General features: G+C 70.1%; 13 protein-coding genes. 12 read left to right on the forward strand and 1 reads right to left on the reverse strand.

Annotated features, from left to right (window positions below; all coding sequences use genetic code 11):
* Window positions 1-18: 18 nt before the first annotated feature.
* The 5 genes from Q9Q40_09735 to Q9Q40_09755 all read left to right on the forward strand — a co-directional run bounded on the left by Q9Q40_09735 (window position 19) and on the right by Q9Q40_09755 (window position 5,835).
* On the forward strand, window positions 19-1,692 hold the full coding sequence (locus tag Q9Q40_09735) for a glycosyltransferase family 39 protein (GenBank protein ID MDQ7007503.1): 1,674 nt from the start codon (window positions 19-21) through the stop codon (window positions 1,690-1,692).
* Window positions 1,689-3,287 carry a glycosyltransferase family 39 protein gene (locus Q9Q40_09740; protein ID MDQ7007504.1) on the forward strand — a complete coding sequence of 533 codons (1,599 nt, stop codon included), beginning with the start codon at window positions 1,689-1,691 and terminating at the stop codon, window positions 3,285-3,287. The genes Q9Q40_09735 and Q9Q40_09740 overlap by 4 nt, the downstream gene beginning before the upstream one ends.
* Window positions 3,288-3,432: 145 nt before the next feature.
* Complete coding sequence (locus Q9Q40_09745; GenBank protein ID MDQ7007505.1) at window positions 3,433-4,113, forward strand: hypothetical protein; 681 nt, start codon at window positions 3,433-3,435, stop codon at window positions 4,111-4,113.
* A 106-nt stretch (window positions 4,114-4,219) separates the two neighbouring features.
* Window positions 4,220-5,152 (forward strand): HAMP domain-containing sensor histidine kinase, encoded by a 933-nt coding sequence (locus Q9Q40_09750; protein MDQ7007506.1) that lies wholly within the window; start codon window positions 4,220-4,222, stop codon window positions 5,150-5,152.
* Window positions 5,149-5,835: a response regulator transcription factor gene (locus Q9Q40_09755; protein ID MDQ7007507.1), complete on the forward strand. Its 687-nt coding sequence runs from the start codon at window positions 5,149-5,151 to the stop codon at window positions 5,833-5,835. The genes Q9Q40_09750 and Q9Q40_09755 overlap by 4 nt, the downstream gene beginning before the upstream one ends.
* Here Q9Q40_09755 and Q9Q40_09760 read toward each other — a convergent pair.
* On the reverse strand, window positions 5,789-6,400 hold the full coding sequence (locus Q9Q40_09760) for a hypothetical protein (GenBank protein ID MDQ7007508.1): 612 nt from the start codon (window positions 6,398-6,400) through the stop codon (window positions 5,789-5,791). The two genes, Q9Q40_09755 and Q9Q40_09760, sit on opposite strands and share 47 nt — an antisense overlap.
* A 195-nt stretch (window positions 6,401-6,595) precedes the next feature.
* Here Q9Q40_09760 and Q9Q40_09765 point away from each other — a divergent pair, with 195 nt between their 5' ends.
* The 7 genes from Q9Q40_09765 (at window position 6,596) to Q9Q40_09795 (ending at window position 21,143) form a co-directional block, all read left to right on the forward strand.
* Window positions 6,596-7,933 (forward strand): sodium:alanine symporter family protein, encoded by a 1,338-nt coding sequence (locus Q9Q40_09765; GenBank protein MDQ7007509.1) that lies wholly within the window; start codon window positions 6,596-6,598, stop codon window positions 7,931-7,933.
* 19 nt (window positions 7,934-7,952) lie between these two features.
* Window positions 7,953-9,254, forward strand: coding sequence for a sialidase family protein (locus Q9Q40_09770; GenBank protein MDQ7007510.1), 1,302 nt, complete (start codon window positions 7,953-7,955; stop codon window positions 9,252-9,254).
* A complete protein-coding gene (locus Q9Q40_09775) occupies window positions 9,251-10,831 on the forward strand; it encodes an O-antigen ligase family protein (GenBank protein ID MDQ7007511.1) in 1,581 nt (526 codons plus the stop codon). Before Q9Q40_09770 ends, Q9Q40_09775 begins: the two co-directional genes overlap by 4 nt.
* A gap of 54 nt (window positions 10,832-10,885) precedes the next feature.
* Window positions 10,886-13,336 carry an FG-GAP-like repeat-containing protein gene (locus tag Q9Q40_09780; protein MDQ7007512.1) on the forward strand — a complete coding sequence of 817 codons (2,451 nt, stop codon included), beginning with the start codon at window positions 10,886-10,888 and terminating at the stop codon, window positions 13,334-13,336.
* Window positions 13,337-13,537: 201 nt separating this feature from the next.
* Window positions 13,538-14,635, forward strand: coding sequence for an efflux RND transporter periplasmic adaptor subunit (locus Q9Q40_09785; protein MDQ7007513.1), 1,098 nt, complete (start codon window positions 13,538-13,540; stop codon window positions 14,633-14,635).
* 2 nt (window positions 14,636-14,637) lie between these two features.
* Complete coding sequence (locus Q9Q40_09790; GenBank protein MDQ7007514.1) at window positions 14,638-17,985, forward strand: efflux RND transporter permease subunit; 3,348 nt, start codon at window positions 14,638-14,640, stop codon at window positions 17,983-17,985.
* Window positions 17,982-21,143, forward strand: coding sequence for an efflux RND transporter permease subunit (locus tag Q9Q40_09795; protein MDQ7007515.1), 3,162 nt, complete (start codon window positions 17,982-17,984; stop codon window positions 21,141-21,143). Before Q9Q40_09790 ends, Q9Q40_09795 begins: the two co-directional genes overlap by 4 nt.
* Window positions 21,144-21,281 lie beyond the last annotated feature (138 nt).

Genomic DNA, 21,281 nt, shown 5'->3' on the forward strand with positions numbered 1-21,281 from the left:
GTGTAGAATCCGCGGGCGATGACAGCCGCCGACCCACATCGTTTCCCCCGGCGGGCCGTGCTGGCCCTGTTGGCCCTGGCGGCGACGCTGGGCCTGCTCGAACTGGGCCGCCGGGATCTGTGGGCTCCCGACGAACCCAAGTACGCCCTGGTGGCCCGGGAAATGCTCGAAACCGGGCAATTCCTCCGGCCGCACGTCAATGGCGCCCCCTATCCGGACAAGCCGCCCCTGTTGTTCTGGTGCATCGCCCTGGCCTCCCTGGTCACCGGCGGCGTGGGACAGCCGGCGGCGGTGCTGCCCTCGATTCTGGCCATGTTGCTGACCCTCTGGGCGACGGGACGACTCGCTCACCGCCTCAGCGGCCAGCGGGCCCCTCCCGTACTGGCGGTGGGCCTGCTGCTGGTGGCCTACCGCTTCATTTCCCAGGGCACTTTCGGCCAGATCGACATGCTGCTGACCGCCTGCACCACCTGGGCCTTCCTTCTGCTGGTGGAGGGCGGCGGCCTGCTCGAGGGCCGGCCCGTCGATCGACGGCGGATCGTCGGGGCCTTCGCCCTGATGGGACTGGGCATCCTGGCCAAGGGACCGGTGGCGCTGATCTGTCCGCTGGGGGGCTTCCTTCTCGGCGCCGCCCTGGCCGGCCGCCGGGACACCTGGCGGTCACTGCGCAGCGCCGCCGCCTGGCTGACCCTGCTGGCGGTGGTGGGGGCCTGGCTGATCCCCGCGGCGGTCGGGGCCCTCAGCGGCGGCCAGCAGGCCTGGCTCGAGAACATCCTCTTCCGGCAGACCGCCGTGCGCTACGCGGCGTCCTGGCATCACCACCAGCCTCCCTGGTATTTCCTGGTCGTCCCGTGGTACGACTTTCTACCGACGATCCTGCTGTTGCCCGCCGCCGCCTGGTCCCTGCTGCGGGGCGAGGACCGCCACCGGACGGCGCCCCGGCTGCTGGCCGGCGCCTGCCTGTTCGTGCTGATCTTCTTCTCGATCCCCAGTGGCAAGCGGGGCCTGTACCTGATGCCCCTCTATCCCTGGCTGGCCACCTGGCTGGCCATCGACCTCGACCGCCGCCTGCAGCGTGCCGGGCGGGCGCTGGCCCCGCTGCGCGGGGCGGGCATGCTGCTCGGCGTCGCCTTCCTCGCCGCGGCGGCATGGCTCCCCGCCGGCCTCGAGAAGGTACGCCAGCGCCAGGGGGTCGATCTTCCCGCCGCGCCCCTCTTCACCGTGCTGCTGCTGCTGACCCTGGCCCACCTGTGGCTCGCCCTGCGACCCGGCCGCCGCGCCCTGGCGGGCACCTTCGCCACCTGGCTGCTGCTGCACGGGCTGATCTTCACCGTCATCCACCCTGCTTTCGATCCACGCAAGTCGGCCCGCCCCTTCATCGCCGCCATTCGCCAGCGCACGGTGGAGGAGGCCACCGGCGGGATGGTCGATTTCCGGGCCCAGTTCGCCTTCTACGGGGGGCGGCTGCTGACGGCCCAACCGCGGGACGACGCGGCCATGGACCGCATCGCCCGGCGCCTGGAAAGCGACGAGCCCTTCTGGGTGATCGTCCGCCGCCCCCAGGCCGAAGGGCTCCTGTCCCGCATCCACCCCGACCGGCGGCCGACGCTGATCGTCGAAAAAGGCGTGGGTGACAAGGACCTGGTGGTCTACGCCAATCGAGCCGCGCTGAAGGACGCCGACCGGCCATGAAGTCCACCGGACGGGGCCTGGTGCCGGTCCTGGTGGCGCTGGCCATCCTCGGCCCCTCCGTCCCCGGCCGGGAACTGCTCCCTCCCGACGAGCCGCGTTTCGCGTGGATCGCCCAGCAGATGATGCAGAGCGGCGACTGGCTCCTGCCCCGCTACGACGGCGCGCTCTACCTGGACAAGCCGCCCCTGCTGCTGTGGCTGCAAGCCCTGGCCGCCGCGGGCGGGGGCCTCGGCCGGGAGGTCGCCGCCCGCTGGGCGAGCCTGGCGGCCACGGCGGGACTGGTGCTGCTGGTCTACCACGCGGGACGGCGCTGGTACGACGAGACGACGGGCTTTCTCGCCGCGCTGATCCTGCCTTCCTCGTTGCTCGTGCTCGAGCGGGGCGCCTGGGGCTCCACCGACGCCCTGCTCGCCTGCTGGGTCTTCGTCGCCCTCTGGGCCGCCGATGGCATCGCCCGGCGCCCGCGCGCGGCTCCCTTCACCGCGGGCCTGGCCACGGGCCTGGGCGTGTTGACCAAGGGGCCGGTGGCGCTGCTCCTGGTGGCGCTGGCCGTGGCGGCGGGGTTGCCCCGGCGCAGCGAGGGCCCCAGCTGGCGCGTGTTCGTCCACCCGCTCTTCATCCTCGGCCTGGGCATGACCGTCGCCCCCTGGGTCGTGGCCGTCGGCCTGCGGGCCGGCTGGGAAGTCTTCGCCCAGGCCGCCTGGCACCACAGCGGCGACCGCTTCCTGCACTCGTGGGACAACATCGAGCCCTGGTGGTACCACCTGGAAAACCTCTTCACGGGCTTCTTCCCCTGGTCCCTCGCCACCATCGGCGCCCTGTGGCCCGCTTTCGCCCGCCGCCGGCTGGCCGACCGCCGCTCCCTCTGGCTGGCCCTCTGGCTGGCCCTGGCGCTGATCGTCTTCTCGCTGCCCGCAGGCAAGCGGGGGGTCTACCTGCTGCCCCTCTACCCCGCCCTGGCCCTGCTCGCCGCGCGGGCTCTGCCGGCCCTCGCGGCCTGGGCCCCGGGGCGGCGACTCGGCGGCGGGCTGCTGTTGGGCGTGGGCCTGCTGGCCCTCGGCGTGGGAGCGTGGATCCTCCTCCCCGCCGCCGGCTCGCCCCTGCCCCCGGCCATCGCCTCCCTGCCCGCGGTCCACGCCGCCGCCGCGGGGCTGATGCTGACCCTAGCCGCCTGCCTGGGCCTGGGGGGGGCGTTGGCGCTGCCGGGGCGGGCGCCCCTGTGGGCCGGACCGCTGGCCTTCGCCATCGCCACGGGGGCCCTGTGGCCTCCCTTGCTGGGACCCGCGGTCAACCAGGCCCAGGGGGCGCGGCGACTGGGCCGGGAAGTGCGCGCGACCCTGCCCGCCGGCGCGCGGGTGGGCATCACGCCCAACAAGCGCGACCTGGTGCGGCTCTACGCCCTGCCCGGGGCCCGGCTGCTGGCCGATCCCGACGCCGTGGCCCGCCACCTGGCCTCGGATCCCCGGGCCCTGGCCCTCGGTCCCGCCGAGGAACTGGGCCCGCCGCGTTCCTGGCCGCCGGGGACCCGAATCCTGTGGACCACCCGCCTGGGCCGCGACCACCTGTTGCTGGTCGGCCGACCGGCCGTCCAGTAATCGCCTTCTTTTTGCCTGAAACCCCTTTCCCCGCTACCCGCATTTGCCCGTCACCTGTTATCCTTGCTCTCCGCTGTTGACAATACGGGAAGCCGGTCACTAACGTTGGGGTTGTGTGAACCGGAAAAATGAAGGAGATGGAGTGATGCGCTCCCGGATGCGTTGTGCAGTTCTTCTTGCAGTCGTCGCGGCAGCCGTTCTCGGACCGGGCCCCGTCCTGGCGAGCGGCAGTCCCTGGAGCTTCGAGGCCCGGGCGATGTACATCAACCCGGTCGGCGGCGACGGGACCATGAACGGCCTGGCCAACAGCACCACCGTCGACTTCCACGCCGTGCTGGTCCCCGAGCTGGTGGCGGGTTATCGGGTGAACGACAGCTTCACCGTGGACCTGGGCCTTTCCATCGCCAGTTTCGACGTGCAGTTCGACATCGACACCGCCGGCCCGTTCGACGCCGGTGAAGCCGACATGACGATGATCCAGGTGGCCGGTATCTGGGACCTCACCCAGTGGGGCGACACCGCCGTGCGCCTCGGCGTCGTGCTGGCCCAGGCGATGTTCGACGACCTCAACCTCAGCCAGGCGTCGGCTACCGAGAGCCTTCGGCGCGTAACACTGGACGATGCGCTGCTCTACGGCGTCACCCTGCGCTTCGACACGCCGATCGGCGACAACGGCTGGTATTTCAGCTCCAACCTGCGCTACCTGATGGGCGGTCCGGATATCGCGATCGAGCGCTACGTCTCTTCGACTCCAACGGTGATCGGCACCGGATCCGCCGACCTGGATCCGCTGACGGTCTCCCTGGGAGTGGGCTACCAGTACTGACGAGTTCGGGCATCGGGGCCCGACCCGACCCCCGTGCCGCGATTCACGTTCTGACGGGCGCTTCCCCTGGGGAAGCGCCCTTTTTTTCGTGGCATTCTTGAGGCCTATGGCACGCGGCGAAACAGCCTCCCCCCGGCGGCGCAAGGCGCGGGACCCCCTGCAGGTCAACCTGCGCTGGCTGGTCTACCTGATTCTGCTGGCGGTGATCGTGCCCACCACCCTGGTCACCGGTGTCGGCGTCGCCGTGATGACTTCCCGGGACGGCCCGCGCGACCTGATCTTCGGCATTCTGGTCACCGCCTTCGCCCTGTCGGTGATCGCCGGCGCTTTCCTGCTGCTGGTGCTGGCCTGGCGCGGTGCGCGCCTGGCGCGGATCCAGGAGACGTTCCTCTCCCACATGGGCCACGAACTGCTCACCCCCCTGGCGGGGATCCGCCTGCACACCCAGATACTCGAGAAACACGACCTGCCCCCGGTCGGTCGTGCGTCCCTGCGCTCCATTGCGCGGGAGACGAGCCGCCTGCAGGAACTGGTCCAACGCATCCTGCGCTGGCGGGAAATCCGCTCGAGCGCCGATCTCTATCGCCGGCGACGCACCACGGCCGGTGAAATCGTCCAACAGGTCCGCCGCCTGCTCCCGGAAAGCTCCAGGGTGAAGATTCGCATCGCCTCTCCCCGGGCGCCCTTGCGGGGCGACCCCGAATCCCTGGCCGAGGCGGTGATCAACCTGATCAGCAATGCGCTCAAGTACAGCGCCGATCCGAAGCCCGTGGAACTGGCCGTGCGCCAGCTCGCCGGACGCGTGATCTTCGTGGTCAGCGACCGGGGTCCGGGCCTTCCCTCCGAGAACCGCAGCCGCATCTTCGAGCCTTTCCAGCGCAGGATACCCGCCGGCGTGGTGGATCCCGGCGGCTCCGGGCTGGGACTGGCCATCGCCTCACAAATCGCCATCGCGCACCGGGGCAAGCTCGGAGCCCTCGATCGGCGGGGGGGCGGGACGCGCTTCTACATCCACGTCCCCCTGGATCGCAGCCCATGACCCGCGCCCCCCACCTGCTGGTGGTGGAAGACGACCGCTCCCTGCGGGAGGGCCTGGCGACGGCCCTCGCGGCAGCCGGATACCGGGTCTCCACCGCCATCCGCGGCCAGGAAGCCCTCGAGGTGATTCGTCACAACCCGCCCGATCTGGTCTTGCTCGACCTGATGCTTCCCGGCCTGGACGGCTCGTACGTGCTCCAGGCCGCACGCAAGGAGGGCTACCAGGGCCCGGTGATCATCCTCTCGGCGCGCGACACCCCGGAAGACAAGATCTACGGCCTGCACGCCGGCGCCGACGACTATGTCACCAAGCCCTTCGACCTGGGCGAGCTGCTGGCCCGGATCGTCGCCCGCCTGCGGCGCCAGGACGAAGAGCCCACCCTGACGGTCGGCGCGATCGAAATCGATTTCGGAGCCGGCCGTGTCTACCGCAACGGCGAAGCGGTGCACCTGACCCCGAAGGAATTCGACGTCCTGGCCCTGCTGGCCCGGAGCCACGGTCGCGCCCTGTCCCGCAGCCGGATCGTCGAAGAGGTCTGGGGCCCCGAATACCGTGGCACACGCCGCACCGTGGACAACATCATCTACGGCCTGCGCTCGAAGCTCGAGGAGGACCCCGAATCGCCCCGGCTTCTGCTCACGGTCCGGGCACGGGGTTACTGCCTGGATCCGTCTGCGAAGTAGGCGGCTTGACCACCCGCAGCTCCATGCGGAATTCCTTGACCACGTTGTTGTAGCGGCGCACCGCGTCGAAGAGAACGTTCTGGTCGATCTCGCCTTTCTGCAGGCGCTCGCCCCAGGCGGGGTCGAGTTCGAGCTTGAAGTCGGCCAGTTCGAAATCGACGCCGAGACTCAGGCCGAGGGTGGAGTTGGCGCAACGGCGGCGCACCCACTCGAGGTTCTTGCGCTGGGAGAAGAGCAACAGGCTGTCGGGGGTCACCGCCCGCACGTGGGTCGGGTCGTTGATGAAGTCGTCGTGACGGGGGTGGGGTACGTGGATGCGAATCCGCGCCCCACCGCGACAGACCCGGTACAGCTCGCGCATGATGCCCAGGTAGGTGTCCGTCGTCTGGCCCAAGTGCTCGAGCACATGGTTGAGCACGACTTCGCCGACGGAGTCGTCATCGAAGGGCCAGGGAAAGACTTCCAGGTCGTGCCGCAGGTCCGGCTCGCCGACCTTGTCCACGTTGACATAGCCCGGCAGCAGGTTCCCCCCGCAGCCGAGGTTGAGTTTGATCGCTTCCCTCACCGTCGATCCTCCGAAATCCGCATCATAACGCGACGGGGCGGGCGGTCCGCCGACAAATGCTTTCTCCTGGAAAAGACTCCGACTCCGGGGTCCGTCCGCCCCGGCCGAAGAGTGGCGTACCGCGCGCCAGGGACCCGTTCGACGGGCTGCTAGAATCGAGCCCGTCGCTGGAGGACGGCCGTGAACCTGACCGAGATGGTGGCCCGGGCCTCGGACTTCGCCTGGGGCCCCTACCTGCTGATTCCCCTGCTGCTGCTGACCGGGCTCTACCTGACCCTGCGACTGCGCGGCCTGCAGTTCACCCGGCTCGGCCACTCCCTCTACCTGGCCCTGGTGGTTCGCCGGGAGAGCGGCGCAGAGGGAGACATCTCCCACTTCCAGGCGCTGATGACCGCCCTGGCCGCCACCGTGGGTACGGGCAACATCGTCGGCGTGGCCCTGGCCATTGGAGCGGGCGGCCCCGGCGCTTTGCTGTGGATGTGGGTCACCGGACTGGTCGGCATGGCCACCAAGTACTCGGAAGCGCTGCTCTCGGTGCACTACCGCGTCACCGACCCCCGGGGCGAGCAATCGGGCGGGCCCATGTACTACCTCTCCCGGGGCATCTCCCTGGGCAAGGTGGGTCCCGCGCTGGGCGCCCTCTTCGCCCTGTTCGCCACCATCGCCTCTTTCGGCATCGGCAACATGGTGCAGTCCAACTCGGTGGCCGACGCCCTGGGCTCTTCGTTCGGTATTCCCGAGTGGGTCACCGGGCTGGTCATCGCTCTGGCGGCAGGCGCCGTGATCCTTGGCGGGATCCGCTCCATCGGTCGCTTCACCGGCGTCTTCGTCCCGCTGATGATCGCGCTCTACACGCTGGGCTGCGGCGTGGTGATCGCCACCCACGCCTCGGAGCTGCCGCGCGTCTTCGCCGAGATCTTCACCGGTGCCTTCTCGCCGGTGGCCGCCACCGGGGGCTTTGCGGGCGCGGCTCTGCGGGAGGTGATCCGCCAGGGCGTGGCCCGGGGCATCTTCTCCAACGAGTCCGGCCTCGGCTCGGCGGGTATCGCCGCTGCCGCCGCCCAGACCCGCGAGCCGGTGCGCCAGGCCCTGGTGTCGATGACCCAGACCTTCATCGACACCATCGTGGTCTGCTCGCTGACCGGCCTGGCGATTCTCTGCACCGGCAGCTGGACCAGCGGCGAGACCGGCGCTCCGCTGACCCAGCTCGCCTTTCGGGAAGGGCTGCCCGGACAGTGGGGGGACACCATCGTGGCGCTGAGCCTGTCCATGTTCGCCTTCTCCACCATCCTCGGCTGGTGCTATTACGGGGAGAAGAGCATCGAGTACCTGCTCGGCGTGGGCGCCGTGCGGCCCTACCGGCTGCTCTTCGTGACCTCGACCTTCGTCGGCACCGTCGCGCGGCTCGACCTGGTGTGGAAGATCTCCGACCTGATGAACGCCCTGATGGCGCTTCCCAACCTGGTGGGCCTTTTGCTACTCTCCGGGCTGATCGTGAAGCTCACCCGGCGCTACACGATCGGTTCCCACTGAAAGGCACGAGGAGTCCGCCATGCGCCCCCCGAACCGTCGCCGCGTCCGGCCCTGGCTGCTCGCGGCGACCGCCCCGGCGGCGTCGGCGGCCCTGCTCTTCACCGGGATTCCGGCGCCGCGAAACCCGCCTCGCCCCGACGTCCCCCCCCTGCCGGGCGGCGGGGGGAAAGGTATCCCCGACAAGCCCGTGCTCACCTTCGACCCGCCCTCGCCCCCCGCCCGCACCGACGGGGGGGCCGGCGGCACCAATCGCCGGGCCCACCAGGACAGCTCGGGCCGCGATCAGAACGAAACCTCGATCGCCATCCATCCAAACGATCCGAACAACATCGTCGGCGGCGCCAACGACGCCCGGGAGGGCAGTTGGGCGGCGGAGGTCTACGCCAGTCACGACGGCGGCCGGACCTTCAGCGACGGGGTGATGCCCTTTCGCGCCCAACCCAATCAAGGCGATCCGACCCTCGCCTTCTGCGGCGACGGCACGGTGCTCTACGGCTACCTGGACTACGTCGGTTCTTTCTCGCCCCACCGGCTGATCGTCTCCCACTCCAACGACGGCGGCGACACCTGGTCCGACGACCGGGACGGTGCCCCTGACATCGACTTCACCCGTTCGACGGACGGAGGCCCGAACTGGGAGACCCCCTACAGGGTCAACGACGATGCCGTGGGCAACGGGAGGGACCAGTTCTTCCCCTGGATGGCCGTCGACGACAAGGGCCTGCTGCACCTGATGTGGCATGACCGGCGGCACGACAGCACGAACGACGCCTTCCCTATCTGCATCGCCACTTCGCGGGATGGCGGCGAGAGCTTCGATCGCAACCTCCGGGGCAGTGACAGCCCCTCGAAGGGCTCGCTGACGGGCTTTCTCGGGGACTACGCCGCCCTGGCCGCCGGCGGCGGCAAGTTCGTCCCCCTGTGGAGCGACCTGCGTGCGGGCACCGGCGAAGAAGACGTCTACATCGAGGTGGAGCCCGCCTTCGACTACGACATCGTCGCCGACGTGCTCTTCGACGCCGACAAGCAGACCCTGCACTTCGCCGACCAGGAACCCCGGCTGGGTGATGTCATCGTCTACGACCTGGTGCTCGGCGACGTGGCCGACGTGGCCGCCACCGACCCCTGGACCGGCGCCCAGTGCGTTGCGGAAGATCTGGCGGCGCCTCCCGCCACCGTCCCGGACCTGCCCGACCCGGGCCGCGCGCTCTACGTACGGCTCCGCGCCCAGGGGCCCCGGGGCCATGGCAGCTTCGGATCGGCCAGCGCCCACCCCGACACCCGCGACAGCCTGGACGACGCCCCGCCCTGCGGCCTGTGAGGGGTACCCCACCACGCAACCTCGTCAGCGGGATCGCCCTGGCCATCCTGCCGGCGATGGTGCTCTTGCGACTGCGGGGTTTCGTCGCGCCCCACGAGGATCCTCGGCAGGCCGTGCTGATCGCGGCGGGTGCGGCGATCTTCCTCGCCGGCGTCCCGCGCCGACGCGCGGGAAGACTGTCGGTGGCGCTGAAACTGGCACTGATCCTGCTGGCCTGGACGGCGGTCGGGCTGGCGCTGTCGCCCAGCCCGGCCCGCGGGGGGCTGCGCCTGGCCCAACTGGCCGCCGCGCTCATCATCACCGCGGCTTGCGCGGCCGGGGCCGACGACCGTCGCTGGCTCGACGGCCTGCACCGGCTGTCGGTGGCGGCGGGACTGACCGTCGCGGGGCTCTTCTGGTGGCGCGCCCTGCTGGCCTTCCCCCGTTCCGACTACCCGGTGTGGCTGATGTTCTCGCCCATCGGCCACGTCAGCCTGAGCGGAGACGTGCTGGCCTTGTGGTTGCCGCTGCTGGCCTGGACCTGTGTCGAGACCCGACAACCCCGCTGGCTGCGGGGGGGCGCGGGGCTGGCCCTGGCGGGACTCGGCGGAGCGTTGCTGATGGGCGCCTCCCGGGCCGCGCTGGCGGGCCTGGCGCTGGCAGCGGTAACGGCGACGACGCTGGTCGTGGGACGCGACCGCCGCTGGCCCCGGCGGGCGGCGCTCCCGCTGGCCCTGGCCGGCGCCGCGGCGGTCGGGGCCTGGGCCGCGGCGCCCCTGCCCCTGCGCCCCCTGGAACGAGTGGTGGAGGCCTTCGCCGACGGGGTCGAACAGCGCGGAAGCTGGCTCGGTCCCCGCGCCCCCCTCTATGCCGCCACCCTCGAGCTGGTGCGCGCCGCGCCCCTGTTAGGCTACGGGCCGGGCGCTTTCCCCGATGTCTATCCGGGTCGCGCCCGCCGCGGCGCCCCGGCCGGCGATCCCCTCACCGCCCCCGGGCTCTTCGCCGCCGACCCCCACAACGCCCTGCTCGAGCAGGCGGTCGACGGCGGCGTGGGGGCGGCCCTGCTGCTGGCCGCCTTGCTGGCGGTGGTCCTCGCCGGGGCCTGGCAGCGGGCGCGCCGCGACGGTGGCGGACGCGCCGTCGCGGCGGCGGCGGCGCTCGGCGGCGCCCTGCCGGGTCTCGCCTTCTCCCACACTCTGCACCACCCCTCGAGCCTGTACTTCTTCGCGCTGGCCGCGGGGCTGAGCCGGGCCGCCTCGACCGGAGCCGCCCCCCCCCGCCCGGCTGCACGCTGGCGGCTGCCCGCCGCCGCCCTGCTGGTGGTCACCCTGGCGATCGGGCCCACCCGCGCCCTGGCCGCCCACTGGGAACTGGGACGCGGGCTGGCCAAGCTCGGTCCCTCACCGCTCGCCGCCCGCCGACACCTCGAGCGCGCTCTCGCCTGCGATCCCCGCTGTTTCCGCGCCGCCCTCGCCCTGGCCCAGCTCGATCTGGCGGGAGGCGACACCGAGGCGGCAGCCACCCGCCTGCGCCAGGTGCTGACCTACCACCCCGACCCGGCTCTCGACTCCCTGTTGGCGGCGATCAGCCGCCGATAGACAGGGCACGAGGCCCGCGGGATATAATGCCGCGAAGGGGCCCGAGACGACGGCATGCGCGGACTGCTCTTTTTGGTGTTGAGTCTTGGTTTACCCCTGGCAGCGGGCCTGGTCGAAGAGCGGGCGTGGACGGGTTCTTCGACGGTACCCGACTCCCGGCAGGTGATGACCGAACCGCTGGCGGCCGATCTGGACGCCGACGGCGCGACAGAACTGGCCTTCATCTCCTTCACCGATCGCAACGATGTACTCGACGCGGAAGACGGTGTGCTCCGGGTCGTCCGGGGCAGTGATGCCAGCGAGTTGTTGAGTGTGGCGGACCCGGGCTGCCGGGTCTGCGCCGACGGCGGCGCCTGCGTGCCCCTGAACGCCAGGGGCGACACCGGTTTTCTGGCTCCCGCGTCGGGACTGGCCCTGGGAAATCTGCTCGGAGACAACCGCCCCGAGATCGTCGGGGTGCTCGAAGGCCGGCTCCAGGAGACCTTGAACCGTGTCGTCGCCTTCGACGCCGACGGTCGATTCCTCTGGTGCAGCGCCAAGCTGCTGCTGCCCCTCGATCCCTACACCCAGCTTTCCCTGGCGGATCTCGACGCCGACGGCCGGGCGGAGGTGCTGGCGGGCAGCGCGGTCTTCTCGAACCAGGGCGCGCTGCTCTTCGACGATGGTGACCGCAGCGCGGTGATCTCCATCGCCGCCGACGTGGACGGCGATGGCCTGGCGGAGGTGCTCACCGGCCCCAAGGCCCTGAAGGCCGACGGCACGGTGCTCTGGCAGCAGGCGGCTTTGGGAACCGGACCGCACTACCCGGCGGTAGGCGACTTCGATCTCGACGGTCTGCCCGAGGTGGTGGTGGTGGATCACGGCACCAGCCGTGTCTTCATCCTCGAGGGAGCCACCGGCGCGATACGCTGCGAGCAACCCCTCGAGAGCGACGCCGGCACTCCCTGGCTGGGCGGCCCGCCGGCCCTGGGAGACGTGGACGGCGACTGCGTCCCGGAGGTGGCCGTGGCCGGCGGAAGCGGCTTCACCATGCTGCAGTACGTGGCCCCCACCGGTGGCCAGACCGATTGTCTGCAACGGCTGTGGACCCGGGCCCTGGCCGACACCTCGTCTTCCCGCTCGTCCCCCGCCTTCTTCGACTTCGACGCCGACGGCACCCTCGACGTGGCCCAGACCGACGAGCAGCGCCTGCGCATCTGGCGCGGCAGCGACGGCGCCCCCATCGGCGAGATCGACAACTCCTCGGCCACCGGCGTCGAGGGGCCGGTGATCGCCGACGTGGACGGGGACGGCCAGGCTGAGATCGTCATCGCCGCCAACGACTACGACCGAGTCGGCGCCAGCGGCGTACGGGTGATCCACGATCCGGCCACGACCTGGCCCGCCGCCCGACCCCTGTGGAACCAGCACGCCTACCACCGCACCAATATCGCGGACGACGGCACCCTGCCCGCCCCGGAGGAAAACTTCTGGGTGGCATACAACCACTTCCGCAGTCAGCAGGGCGCGGTCTGCGGTGACGTCGACGAGGACGGGGTGCGCAACGGCGTCGACAACTGCCCCGCCGTGGCCAACGCCGACCAGCTCGACACCGACGGCGACGGGGCCGGGGACGCCTGCGACTGCGATCCCAACGACGCCGACACCTACCCCGGTGCTCCGCAACTCTGCGATGGCGCCAACAACGACTGTGACGATCCACTCTGGCCCACGGTGCCGGCGGACGAGGCCGACGACGACGGCGACGGCGCGCGCGTCTGCGACGGCGACTGCGACGACAGTAACGACCAGGCCTACCCCGGGGCCACCGAGGCCTGCAACGGTTTCGACGACGACTGCGACGGGCTGATCGACGAGGATGCCGACGGGATGGACTCGGACTCCGACGGCGTGCGCAATCTCTGCGACAACTGCCGCTTCACCGCCAACCCGGATCAGCTCGACACCGACGGCGACGGGGCCGGAGACGCCTGCGACAACTGCCTGACCACGCCCAACCCCACGCAGAAGGACGGCGACGCCGACGGCCTGGGCAACGCCTGCGACAACTGCCCCCACCGGGCCAATCCCGCCCAGGAAGACGGCGACGGCGACGGCGACGGGGACATCTGCGACAACTGCCCGACCACACCGAACCCCGCCCAGGCGGACGTGGACGGTGACGGCGAGGGTGACCGCTGCGACCTGGACGACGGTATCGTGCTCTTCGACCAGGTGGACCATCCGCGGGTGAGGTGGCAGTCGGATCCGGCCTACTCCACGTTCAATCTCTACCGCGGTGACCTGGCGGTGCTCGTCGGCGGCGGCTCTTACACCCAGCTTCCCGGCAGCAACGCCTACGCCGATCGCTTCTGCGGGCTGGCGGACACCTTCCTGGACGACACGCTGATTCCCGTCAGGGGCGAGGCGTTCTACTGGCTGGTCACCGGCCAGGGAACCGGGGGGGAGAGCGCCCTGGGTGATGGCGCGGGGGTCACGCGCCTCAACGACAATCCCTGCCCCTGAATCCGGCAGGTCGGTTTTCGGCACCACGCCCAGAACGGAGGCCACGACCGGCGCCCCGGATCTGCAACCGGTCGTCGTGCCCCCGGTGCCATTGGCCCTTCCCGCCGTCGCTCCGCCGCATTCCCCGGGTTACACCTTTCCTGCAGCCGGCCGTAACCTCGAAGCGGTCGGTCACGTTATGGAATCTCGAGGAGATGCGCCATGTGCCCGTCCACCAGACTCCTGCTCTCGATCCTGGCCCTGCTGCCGGCCCTGGGGGGCATGGCTTCCTGTACCGCACCCCAGGACGTGGAAGCCGCCGAGAAGCCGGCGGAGCCGGCCACCGCCGGGGAAACGGCGGAACCGGCCGTTCCCGTCACCCTGGCCGTCGCCCGTCGGGGCCGCATCGAGGCGCTGCTCCGCGCCACCGCCAACCTGGAAGCCGAGCGCCAGGTGAAAGTCTATTCCCAGGCCACCGGCATCGTCACCCGGCTCGCCGTGGAGGAAGGCGACCTGGTGCGCCGGGGTGACCTGCTGGCGCAGCTCGACGACCGACAGGCCCGCTCGGCGGTGGCCAAGGCGGAAAGCCGCCTGCGCAAACAGCGGCGCGAAACCGATCGAATCGAGCGCCTGTGGCGGAAAAAGCTGATCAGCGAGCAGGAGTTCAGCGAGAGTCGCTACCAGCTCGAACAGATCGAACTGGAACTGGCCGACGCCCGCCGCGAGCTGGAGTTCACCACGATCCGGGCGCCTATCGACGGGACGATCGCCGAACGTTCGGTACAGCCCGGCGAACGGGTGCAGATCGGCGCCCCCCTGTTCGAAATCGTCGATTTCGATTCCCTGGTGGCGCGGATCTTCGTCCCGGAAAAAGACCTCTCGCGCCTGTCCCCCGGCCAGGTGGGCCGCATCAGTTCCCGCTCGCTGGGCGAGACGACCTACACCGGCCGGATCCAGCGCATCTCTCCGGTGATCGACCCTGCCACCGGCACCTCCAAGGTGACCCTGGCCGTGGGTGCCCAGCCCGGCCTGCGCCCCGGCATGTACGTCGACGTGGCCCTGGTCACCCAAGTGCAGGACGACGCCGTCCTGGTGCCCAAGCAGGCTGTGATCTACGACCGGGACCGCACCTGGCTGTTCCGGATCGATGACGAGCAGCGGGCCCACAAGGTGGAGATCGAGATCGAGCTGGCCGATCGGGAATCGATCAAGCCCGTCTCCGGCATCGAAGAAGGAGACCGGCTGGTGGTGGCCGGCCAAACCGGTCTCAAGGAAGGCGCCCGGGTCAGCGAAGTGCCGTCCCCCGCACCGGGAGCCTGACGGTGGAGCACCGGCAAGCAGGCAGCTACCTGGTCACGCGCCCGGTGGCCATCACGATGGTCTTTCTCGCGGCCGTCGTCTTCGGCGCCCTCTCCTACTCGCGCCTGGCCCTGCGGCTGATGCCCGAACTGACCTACCCCACCATCACCGTCCGCACCGAGTACCCGGGTGCGGCCCCCCAGGAGGTGGAGAGCGACATCTCCCGGCCCATCGAGGAAGCCGTGGGAGTGGTCGGCGGCCTGGGCCGGATCAGTTCCATCTCCCGGGCGGGCGTCAGCGACGTGGTGCTGGAATTCGACTGGAAGGCCGACATGGCCGAGGCCACCCAGAGCGTGCTGGAGGAGTTGGACCGTGTGTTGCTCCCCGAGCAGGCCGAGCGACCGCTGATCCTGCACTACGACCCCTCGGAAGACGCCGTGCTGGAATTGTCCCTGGCCTCGACCCGCGAGGGCCCTTCGGACGAAACCGAACTGCGTCGCCTGCGCCGCCTGGCCGACCGGCGCATCAAGCGCACCCTCGAACCGATTCGCGGCGTGGCGGCAGTGCGTGTCAGCGGCGGCCTGGAAGAAGAGATCCAGGTCCTGCTCGACGAGGAGCAACTCCGGCGCCTGCGCATTTCCGCCGCCCAGGTCATCGACCGCCTGGCGGCCGAGAACATCAACCTTGCCGGGGGAACGATCCGCGACGGTCGCAGCGAATACATGGTACGCACCCTCGGCGAATTCACGAACCTTCAGCAGATCGCCGACACGGTGGTGGCCGAGCGGGACGGCGCGCCGCTGCGCATCAAGGACCTGGGCCGGGTGGTGCGATCCCACAAGGAGCGGGAGATCATCACCCGCACCGACGGGCGACCCGCCGTGCGCGTCGAGATCTTCAAGGAAGCCGACGCGAACATCGTCGACCTGGCCCACCGGGTGCGACAGGCGGTGGGCAGCGCCGACGAGGGGGAAGAAAGCACCAGCCTCGCGGCCCTGCTGGCTCACGACGAGAAGGCCGCACTCAAAGTCGTCGCAGACCGTTCCCTGTTCATCGAGAGCAGTCTGCGCGAGGTGCGCCAGGCCGCCATCCTCGGTGGCCTGCTGGCGGTCGCCGTGCTGCTGCTGTTCCTCCGTCGCCTGCGGCCGACAGCGATCATCGCGGCGAGCATCCCCGTCTCCCTGGCCATCACCTTCGCACCGCTCAACCTGCTCGGCGTCTCGCTGAACATCATGTCTCTCGGCGGCCTGGCCCTCGGCATCGGTATGCTCGTGGATTCTTCCATCGTCGTGCTGGAGTCGATCCACCGCTGCCGGGAGGAGGGTGACACTCCGGACCAGGCGGTGGTGCGGGGCACCCGCGAGGTGCGCTCGGCGGTCTTCGCCTCGACCCTGACCTCGGTGGCGGTGTTCTTTCCCATGGTCTTCATCGAAGGCGTGGCGGGCCAGGCCTTCGGCGACCTGGGCACGGCGGTGGTGGTCTCCCTGCTCGCTTCGGCGGCGGTGGCCCTGGTCCTGATCCCGATGCTCGCCGCCCTCGGCGGTTCAGGGACACGACCCGCGGCGCCCTACCGCCTGCGGGAGCTGCTGCGCGTCGCCTCCGCCCGGCGTTTCGCCGACGCCTTCCGCTCGACCTCGCTGACGCGCTCGATCGCGGCCACTCCTTTCCGGCTGCTGCTGCTGGCCGTGGCCCTGCCTCTCGAGATCGCCGGCCGGGCGCTGCTGGCGCTGCTGATTCTCCTCTTCCTGCTGGCGCGCCTGGTCGGCCGGGGCCTGGCGGCCATCGGGCGACGGGCCCGCCGCCGGCTGCCCCCGGACGCCGGCAGCCCTCCCCGCTTCTACCCCAAGCTACTCACCGCCGCCCTGAGCCACCCCTGGTTGCTGCTGCTGGCCGTCACCGCCTGCCTCGCCGCCACCGCCGCCGTCCTCCAGCGCATGGAGAGCGAGCTGCTGCCCGAAGTCCACCAGGGCGAATTCACCGTGGAAGTGGCGCTGCCGGTGGGCACGCCCCTCGATCACACCGCCGAGGTGCTGACCCCCGTCGAACAGGCCCTGCTGGCGGAAAGCGAAGACATCGAGAGCCTGCTGTTGACCCTGGGATTCGACAGCGCCCAGTCTCAGCGCTCCGACGAGGGCGAGCACACGGCCCGCTTCAAGGTGCTTCTGGCGCCCAGCCGCCGCCCCGAGGAAACAGAGCGGCGAATCCTCCGGCGCATTCGCCGGCGCCTGGCCACCATTCCCGACATGGAAATCCGCGTGGTGCGTCCGGTACTCTTCAGCTCGAAAACCCCCATCGAGGTGGAGATCCAGGCCGACGACCTGATCCAGCTCAGGGCCCTGGCCGATCAGGCCGCGGACCTGCTGGCGGAGCTTCCCGAGCTGACTGACGTGGAGAGTACCCAGCGGCGGGGCGCCCCGGAGATCCAGGTGATCTACGACCGGGACCGTCTCAGTCGCCTGGGCCTGGACATCCGCAGCGTGGCCCGGCTGGTGCGCAACAAGGTGCAGGGCACCGAGGCCACCCGCTACAACCTGCTCGACCGGAGGATTCCCATCGTCGTGCGCCTCGGCCTCGATGACCGGGAAACCACCGACGAGGTGCGCGCCCTGGACGTCAACCCGAACGGCACCCGCCCCCTTCCTCTCGAAGCGGTGGCCCGCGTGGTGGTGGGCGAGGGCCCGAGCGAGGTACGGCGCATCGACGGCCGACGCTCGGCCCTGGTCACCGCCAACCTGGCCAGCGGCTCGCTGACCGGCGCCGCCGCCCGCATCGAGGAAGTACTCGGCCGGGCCATGGACTGGCCCCTGGGGACCGACTTTCGCATCAGCGGCCAGAGCGAGGAGTGGCAGCGCAGCCGGCGCAGCCTGTGGCTGGTGCTCGCCCTGAGCGTCTTCCTGGTCTACGTCATCATGGCCGCCCAGTTCGAGTCGCTGATCCACCCCCTGGTGATCATGATCACCATTCCCCTGGCCTTCATCGGCAGCATCGTCGCCATCTGGCTGACCGGTGTGAACATCTCGGTGGTGGTGCTGCTGGGGCTGATCATGCTGGCCGGCATCGTGGTCAATAACGCCATCGTACTGGTGGACTACATCAACGTGCTGCGCGACCGGGGCCTGGGCTTGCGGGAAGCGGTGGTCACCGCCGGCGGCGTGCGGCTGCGACCGATCCTGATGACCACCGCGACCACCGTGCTGGGCCTGCTGCCGATGGCGGTGGGCTGGGGTGACGGAGCGGAGATCCGCCGCCCGATGGCCATCGCGGTGATCGCCGGGCTGCTCTCCTCCACCGCCCTGACGCTGGTGGTGATCCCCGTGGTCTACGAACGCATCGAGTCGCTGATCGGTCGCCGCGGAAGGGCGCGCCGATGAGCCGGGGCGAGGCATCGCTGGCCCGCTTCTCCCTCGACCGCCGAGTGACGGTTTTCGTGCTCTTCCTGACAGTGGTCGTGGTCGGCCTGGTGGCCGCCACGGGCATTCCCGTCGAGCTGGTGCCGCGGGGCTTCGATCCGCCGTTTCTGTCGCTCTCGGTTTCCTGGCCCGACGCCCCGCCCCGGGAAGTGCTCGACAAGCTGGTGCTGCCCCTCGAGGAGGAGATGGCCACCGTGCGGGGCATGGGGCGTATCTCTTCCTACGCAGGCGTGGGCCGGGCCCAGCTCTGGCTGCAATTCAAGCAGGCCACCGACATGGACGTGGCCTACCGGGAAGTACGCGACCGCATCGAACGGGCCCGCCGCCGCATGCCCGCCGAAATCGACCAGGTCCGGATCCACAAGGAAGACGAAGCCTCGATCCCCGTGCTGGTGCTGGGGGTGGCGGTCGACCCGGAGGTGGGCGATCCCTACGAGCTGCTCCAACGCGGCCTGGCGCAGCGCCTCCAGCGGGTGGAAGGCGTGGCCGCGGTGACCACCGACGGCCTGGAGGAAAAAGAGATCCTCATCGAGCTGGACCGACGGCTGGTGGAATCCGCCGGCCTGGATCTCTTCCAGCTCGGCGAGCAACTCGCGGCGGACAACTTCACCCTCCCCGGAGGCAAGGTCTTCGACGGTGGTCGCCGCCTGCTGCTGCGCTCGGTGGCCCGCTACGAGAGCCTCGAAGACCTGCGCGGGCGGTGGATCGCCCCGGGAGTGCGCCTGGGCGAAGTCGCCACCATCACCTACGAGGAGCCGAAGAAGAACTACCGCGTCAGGGCCATGGGCAAACCGGCGGTGGCGATGGTGATCCTCAAGGAGGGCGAAGCCAACGCCCGGGAAGTTTCGAGCCGCCTGGCCGCGGTCCTCGAGGAGATCGAACAGGACCCGCGCCTGGCGGGGCTCGAAATCATCACCCTCTTCGACCAGGGCCGGGTGATCGATGAATCCCTCGATACCATGCTGGGAAGCGGCCTGGTGGGCGGCTGCCTGGCCGCCCTGGTGCTGCTTTTCTTTCTCCGCCGCTTCCGGCTGACGGTGATCATCGCCCTGTCGATTCCCCTGAGCCTGGTGCTGGCGCTGACGGTGATGTTCTTCGCGGGAGAGACGCTGAACATCCTCTCTCTGCTGGGCCTGATGATCTGTGTCGGCCTGCTGGTGGACAACGCGGTGGTGGTCGCCGAGAACATCCACCGCCTGCACCAGGAAGGCCTGGACCGGCGCGAGGCCTCGATCCGCGGCACCGGCGAGATCGCGCTGGCGATCACCATGTCGACCATGACCACCATCATCGCCTTTCTCCCGGCTGCCCTGGTGGAGGGTGACGCCCGCTTTTTCCTCGTGCGCCTGGCCCTGCCGATTTGCGTGGCCCTGGCCGGATCGCTGCTGGTGGCGCTGGTCTTCGTTCCCCTCTGCGTCTACCTCACCCTGCCCGAAAACGCGGGCGACCGACCCGCCGGCCGACTGGCCGGGATCGGCGAGATCCTGCGCCGGGGCGGCCTCTGGCTCTACGACCACAGCCTGGGGCCCCTCGCCGCTGTCTACGACCGTCTGCTGGCCCGGGCCCTGGGCCGGCGTCTGGAGCTGGTGCTGGCCCTGGCCGCTCTCTTCGCCCTGACCGCGGCCTTTCCCTTCGGCGCCGCCCTGGATCCTGAAGATTCCCGGGCGGTACGCTTCACCGACGTGCAGGAAGAGGAACGCTCGGGGCTGTCGATCCGGGTACGCATGCCCGCCGACACGACCCTCGAGGAGGCCGAGAGCTGGTTCCGGCGGACCGATCAGGTTCTCGAGCGGCACCGCGAACAGTGGGATCTCGACGGCTACTTCCACTTCCACCGCTCGCAGGAGGGGGAAATCCAGGCCTGGTTCAAGCGCCCGCGTCAGAACGAGCTGACATCCGCCGAGGTGACCGAGCTGTTCATCGCCGCCCTTCCCGTCCGTCCCGGCTTCGTGATCCACTCCGGCCAGAAAAGCCAGGTCAGCAAGGAGCGCGGCGATGACACCTTCAGCGTCATCCTGACGGGGGAAGATCCGGAGAGGCTGGAAAACGTGGCCCTGTCCCTGACCGCCGAACTGGTGCGGATCGATGGTGTGATCGGCGCCCGCAAGGCCTTCGAAACCTCCCGGGAAGAGCTTGGGCTGGTGGTGGATCGGGACCGGGCCCGACGCTACGGCGCCGAGCCCCGGGTGATCGCCGCGGTGGTGGGCACGGCCTTGCGGGGCCGCAGCCTGCCCCGCTACCAGGACCGGGGCCGGGAAGTACCGGTGCGCATTCGCTTCCGCGAGGCCGACCGGGAAGAGCTGGCGGAACTGGAGACCTTCCTGGTGCCCAGCGCCTCGGGGCCCCTCTCCCTGGCCACCCTGACCGACGCGCGCCCCCTGGCCGGCGCTCCCTTCATCTACCGGGAGAACCGCCGAATCTCCCGCACCATCACCCTCGATCTGGCCGAAGAAGACCGGGAGGCCACCCGCCAGCGACTGGCGGCCCTGGTCGCGGGACTGGCGCTGCCCGAAGGCGTGCACCTGGCCAGCCGCACCCAGCGGGAAGACTTCGACAGCGACCTGTCGAGCCTCTTCTTCGCCCTCGGCTTGTCTGTGATCTTCATCTACCTGCTGATGGGCTTTCTCTTCGAGAACATCATCTTACCCCTGTCGATCGTGCTGACCATTCCCCTGGCCGCCATCGGTGTGGGCTGGATCCACTTTCTCGCCGACCGGGACATCGACTTCCTCGGCGCGGTGGGCATCGTGCTGCTGGTGGGAGTAGTGGTGAACAACGGCATCGTGCTGGTGGACACCATCGGCCGCCTGCGCCGCCAGGGCCTGCCACGCGACGAGGCCGTCGGCGCCGCGGCCCGGCGCCGTTTCCGTCCGATCATGATGACCGCCATCACCACCGTCGGCGGAATGATCCCCCTGGCCTTCGCCGGGACCTCTTCCATCGGCATGAGCTACACCAGTTTCAGCCTGACCCTGATCGGCGGCATGACCTCCGGTACCGCCCTGACCCTACTGGTCGTACCCGTCTTCTACACCTTCTTCGACGACGCCACCGCGGCTTCGATCCGCGCCTGGTGCACGGCCCGTTCTCTCGCTGTGGCCGCCAGCCGGCGCCAGTAGGCCATCCACGATGAATTGGCCCATACGCATCCCATAAAAACCACGGCTTGGCTGATATTTCTTGCCCATCGACCACGCGAGGACTGTCGTGGCGACATGCACTCTCGCCACCTTGGCTCCTTCTTGCCCGGCCGGGCC

The organism is Acidobacteriota bacterium, from assembly GCA_030949985.1.
Lineage (GTDB): Bacteria > Acidobacteriota > Polarisedimenticolia > J045 > J045 > JALTMS01.

Bases quoted from the DNA above. Each gene is read 5' to 3' on its own strand.
- Q9Q40_09735 (MDQ7007503.1), top strand. From the start codon at position 19: ATGACAGCCGCCGACCCACATCGTTTCCCCCGGCGGGCCGTGCTGGCC.
- Q9Q40_09740 (MDQ7007504.1), top strand. From the start codon at position 1,689: ATGAAGTCCACCGGACGGGGCCTGGTGCCGGTCCTGGTGGCGCTGGCC.
- Q9Q40_09745 (MDQ7007505.1), top strand. From the start codon at position 3,433: ATGCGCTCCCGGATGCGTTGTGCAGTTCTTCTTGCAGTCGTCGCGGCA.
- Q9Q40_09750 (MDQ7007506.1), top strand. From the start codon at position 4,220: ATGGCACGCGGCGAAACAGCCTCCCCCCGGCGGCGCAAGGCGCGGGAC.
- Q9Q40_09755 (MDQ7007507.1), top strand. From the start codon at position 5,149: ATGACCCGCGCCCCCCACCTGCTGGTGGTGGAAGACGACCGCTCCCTG.
- Q9Q40_09765 (MDQ7007509.1), top strand. From the start codon at position 6,596: ATGGTGGCCCGGGCCTCGGACTTCGCCTGGGGCCCCTACCTGCTGATT.
- Q9Q40_09770 (MDQ7007510.1), top strand. From the start codon at position 7,953: ATGCGCCCCCCGAACCGTCGCCGCGTCCGGCCCTGGCTGCTCGCGGCG.
- Q9Q40_09780 (MDQ7007512.1), top strand. From the start codon at position 10,886: ATGCGCGGACTGCTCTTTTTGGTGTTGAGTCTTGGTTTACCCCTGGCA.
- Q9Q40_09785 (MDQ7007513.1), top strand. From the start codon at position 13,538: ATGTGCCCGTCCACCAGACTCCTGCTCTCGATCCTGGCCCTGCTGCCG.
- Q9Q40_09795 (MDQ7007515.1), top strand. From the start codon at position 17,982: ATGAGCCGGGGCGAGGCATCGCTGGCCCGCTTCTCCCTCGACCGCCGA.